We start from the raw sequence: 3,060 nt of genomic DNA on the forward strand, positions 1-3,060 counted from the left end.
TCAACAGCCCGCCGTAAATCCCCCTCAACCTGTTGCAAAGCAATTGCCACACGCCGTTGCGCAACCGGCTCCATCTTCGCCAACTTCAACAACTGCGCTTGATTATCTGCCAAGGCTGTCCCCCGCAAAACAGAGCGTAATTCTGGCTGTAAATGCTGGGCAATACAGTTGAGACGTTTCACGACATCTTGAGAGAAACCAATGCGGTCCGCCACATGTTTAGCAAAAGATAAAGTTCTCCTCTTGCCATCTTCTCCCTCCATTTGAGCAATAGGGTCAACTTGACCCAATTGCTTTAAATGTGCATCACCTCCGATCAAAGGTGCAACTTGCACCTTTGATTTTTCATCCCCTTCACACCCAATTTCATGATGCTCTGAAGAACCATCATTTGGCAAAGGTGCAACTTGCACCTTTGCCACTTTGTCCTTTGTATATTGATTACCACCGATCAAAGGGTAATGTTTACCCTTTGATTTTCTGTCGCCACCACGTTGAATCTCCCCATACTTCTTTTCCCACAATTCGCGGTAAGTCTGGACAAAAAGCGCACGGTCAATAACAGACAATTCATTGCGAAACAGATTTTCAGCCACTTCTAAAAGCGCGGCATTGTCCTTATCAGCCTGCACCACAACGGCATCAATGTCACTATAGCCCAAAAGCTCCGCAGCACGCAGCCGATGCGCACCAGCAATAAGCGTGTAATTACCCTCTTTAGCATTGGGGGTATGGCGCACCGTAATCGGATTCATCAATCCCTCCCGCGCCATTGATTGCGCAAGTGCCTTGGCATGCTCATCATCCACAGGGCGTATACGCTTCGGTACCACAATCACATCAAGAGCAAGCTTTTGAAACTGTGCCATCACGCCGCCGCCTTTCTGATCTCTTTAAAGAATAAATCCATCGCACGCCCCGCCCATCTTTGATAAGCTTTCGCAAAAACTGGTTCCATTAACCGCCGGTTAATCACCTGCAGTGACAGAGAAATAGAAGTCCGCTGCCGTGCTTGTATGGCAACAATACGCCGCCGCGGCACCTCAAACTGATAATGCAAGATATGAATAACAATCTGCCGTGCTAACGCCGCATCAAATAAGCCATGCGGAGGGTCAATAATATACCGGATCGGCAGATGCTTAAATCCACCACTCACTGCCTTAAAAGAACAGGCAAGCATCGCTTCTAACCGTTCAACTTCTGAATAAGGATTAACGATATCGTTTCTGACATCTGGGGTCCATAAATTACAAGCAGCAACCATAACCACCTCCAATAAAGCTAATCTGATCACCACCTATGGAAAACAAAACTACCCAAACGGCTGTTCTATGATGCAACTCTATGCAATTTATCTTGCCTATTTCGTACTGATCTTTAGACATTGATAAACCTTTTTATCTTATGGTATTTAAATTCATGGCAAATGCGCAAAAACGCAAAGCCGTGTAACGAAGTTTAAGCAGCATTACCGCGCAAAGCAGAATGCGCACGCGAATCTGTGTTGGCATGTTTTGCTGCTTTAAAAATGCGACGGCGACTTTTGGGGTAGCGGTCGCTAAAAACCTGCTCGACGGGCAAACCGATAAAATCGGCAATAGCGCGTTCGGCTTTCTCGTTAGACCGTGTCCAGATATGTTGAACACTGGATGACGAGAGTTGATAAGCTTTCGCGAGCTCCGCCAAGGTCATGTTACGGCGGCGTAGCTCGGCTAAAATACTATGGCGATCCCATACTTGTGTGATAGTCATAAACTTCGCTCCTGCTTTAAACGGATGCTCCCACATCCGTTTTTTGTGGGGTTAATTGTAAAATATCTGCCCTCTATATCGGGCGGTAATAACAGTTAAAACCATTTTACGGGTTTGTCAACCCGTAAAATGGTCTTAATGGGTATTTTTTTGGCACGTTTAGAAACAGAACCTAAAACACCATTGGCAAAACGCCTACGTGAAATAAGACGAATCCTCGGAAACGAAGAACGCGGTGCTTTTGCCAAATCTCTTAATTTGGCAAAAAATACGCTTGCAAATTATGAGCTTGGTATAAATGAGCCACCAGCATCTATCGTAATTGCCTATCACAAAATTTATGGCGTAGACTTTCATTGGCTTCTCACTGGAGAAGGCGAAATGTTTACAGACATGGAAAAGGCGAAAGCAGCTGGTTTTAAACCACAAACTATCCCTACTGGTCTCATGAAAAAGCTTGGTCGCGTGGCTTATACAACCTATCGCGATGCTAAAATAAAACTCCCCCCTGAAGATATAGCGGAACTCGCGGCAGAGCTTTGTATAAAGTTGCAAGAGCTTGTTCAAGACATCAACGATAGCGAAGAAGTAGAGGCAACTTTCCCTCTTCTTAAAATTCATTTAAAGCGTCAAATAGAGGCTGAAAAAGAACACTCCAAAGCTGCACAAAATACGGCTTAATGCTACTCTAAAATGAATGGGGGAATCTCTTTTTTAAATCCTGTAATTTAAAACGAGACTCAATATGAATAAGGAGCATTTTTGGCACGCCCCGAACTAGAACCTAAAACACCATTGGCAAAACGCCTGCGTGAAATAAGACGAATCCTCGGAAACGAAGAACGTAGTATCTTTGCGCAACGGCTTAATTTACAACGTAATACCCTTGCCAATTATGAAATTGGAGCACACGAACCAACATGCTCAACAATTAACGCCTATTATACGGCCTATAACATTAATCCTCATTGGCTCGTTACGGGTGAAGGTGAAATGTTTAGTGACATGGTAAAAGCGAAAGCAGCTGGTTTTAAACCACAAACTATCCCTACTGGATTGATGAAAAAACTCGGTCGCATAGCTTATACAACCTATCGCGATGCAAATATAAAGATCCCTCCTGAAGATATAGCGGAACTCGCGGCGGAACTTTGTATAAAGTTGCAAGAGCTTGTTCAAGACATCAACGACACGGAAGAGGTCGAGCTCACCTTGCCTCTTTTAAAACTGCATTTAAAGCGTCAAATAGAGGCTGAAAATGCACATCCAGAAACTACATAAGATACAGCTTAATGCCCCTTTAAT

The 3,060-nt window shown here is 44.2% G+C and carries 6 protein-coding genes; 2 read left to right on the top strand and 4 right to left on the bottom strand.

The annotated features are described in order from the left end of the window. From ACFIKO_RS08945 to ACFIKO_RS08960, 4 genes are all read right to left on the bottom strand, one after another. Positions 1–869: ParB/RepB/Spo0J family partition protein (locus ACFIKO_RS08945; protein ID WP_375673834.1), on the bottom strand; the 869-nt coding region annotated here is incomplete at its 3' end. Next, positions 869–1,267 carry a hypothetical protein gene (locus ACFIKO_RS08950; protein ID WP_375673836.1) on the bottom strand — a complete coding sequence of 133 codons (399 nt, stop codon included), beginning with the start codon at positions 1,265–1,267 and terminating at the stop codon, positions 869–871. The genes ACFIKO_RS08950 and ACFIKO_RS08945, both read right to left, overlap by 1 nt. Beyond that, on the bottom strand, positions 1,251–1,388 hold the full coding sequence (locus ACFIKO_RS08955) for a hypothetical protein (protein WP_375620354.1): 138 nt from the start codon (positions 1,386–1,388) through the stop codon (positions 1,251–1,253). The genes ACFIKO_RS08950 and ACFIKO_RS08955 overlap by 17 nt, the downstream gene beginning before the upstream one ends. A gap of 73 nt (positions 1,389–1,461) precedes the next feature. Then, complete coding sequence (locus tag ACFIKO_RS08960) at positions 1,462–1,755, bottom strand: helix-turn-helix transcriptional regulator (RefSeq protein ID WP_183194530.1); 294 nt, start codon at positions 1,753–1,755, stop codon at positions 1,462–1,464. 150 nt (positions 1,756–1,905) lie between these two features. Between ACFIKO_RS08960 and ACFIKO_RS08965 the strand changes: the two genes are divergently transcribed. Both ACFIKO_RS08965 and ACFIKO_RS08970 read left to right on the top strand, forming a co-directional pair. Next, positions 1,906–2,436 (top strand): helix-turn-helix transcriptional regulator, encoded by a 531-nt coding sequence (locus ACFIKO_RS08965; RefSeq protein ID WP_375620353.1) that lies wholly within the window; start codon positions 1,906–1,908, stop codon positions 2,434–2,436. Positions 2,437–2,517: 81 nt separating this feature from the next. Then, positions 2,518–3,036: a helix-turn-helix domain-containing protein gene (locus ACFIKO_RS08970; RefSeq protein ID WP_375620352.1), complete on the top strand. Its 519-nt coding sequence runs from the start codon at positions 2,518–2,520 to the stop codon at positions 3,034–3,036. Positions 3,037–3,060: the final 24 nt, after the last annotated feature.

This window comes from Bartonella sp. TS82HLJMH (assembly GCF_042193495.1).
Taxonomy (GTDB): Bacteria; Pseudomonadota; Alphaproteobacteria; order Rhizobiales; family Rhizobiaceae; genus Bartonella; species Bartonella grahamii.